1 pseudogene is annotated in these 762 nt (G+C 43.4%); it reads right to left on the bottom strand.

What is annotated here, in order from left to right:
• A pseudogene (locus tag QT996_RS27370) lies at positions 1 to 762 on the bottom strand (hypothetical protein); the annotation flags it as partial.

Genomic DNA, 762 nt, shown 5'->3' with positions numbered 1-762 from the left:
TGCAATAAGTAAAGCAGAATTCACAGCAGCGATCGCATCAAAGTAAGACTGTTTTGCCCCCTCAAATTCACTTAGCTGTGCTTGTAATTCACCCAGACTTCGCAGCGCCATCCCTTTGTTGTTGAGAGCATTGATATAATCCGGTGCAATAAGTAAAGCAGAATTCACAGCAGCGATCGCATCAAAGTAAGACTGTTTTGCCCCCTCAAATTCACTTAGCTTTGCTTGCAATTCACCCAGACCTCGCAGCGCCATCCCTTTGTTGTTGAAAGTATAATTCTCATCCGGTGCAATATGTAAAACAGAATTATAAACAGCTATCGCCTCAAAGTAAGACTGTTTTGCCGCCTCAAATTCACTTAGCTGTGCTTGCAAACCACCCAGACCTTGCAGCGCCACCCCTTTGTTCTTGAGAACGTCGATATCATCTGGTACAATAAGTAAAGCAGAATTATAGGCAGCGATCGCCTCAAAGTAAGACAGTTTTGCCGCCTCAAATTCACTTAGCTTTGCTTGTAATTCACTCAGACTTTGCAGCGCAATCCCTTTGTTGTTGAGAGCACCGATATAATCCGGTGCAATAAGTAAAACAGAATTATAGACAGCGATCGTATCAAAGTAAAACTGTTTTGCTGCCTCAAATTCACTTAGCTCTGCTTGCAATTTACCCAGACTTTCCAGCGCATTCCCTTTGTTGATGAGAGCACCGATCAAGTTCGGTGCAATATGTAAAGCAGAATTCACAGCCGCGATCGCCTCAAA

The organism is Microcoleus sp. S13C4, from assembly GCF_036700865.1.
GTDB lineage: Bacteria > Cyanobacteriota > Cyanobacteriia > Cyanobacteriales > Microcoleaceae > Microcoleus.
The sequence above is the reverse complement of the archived record's forward strand: the minus strand, read 5'-3'. Positions and strand labels throughout refer to the sequence as shown.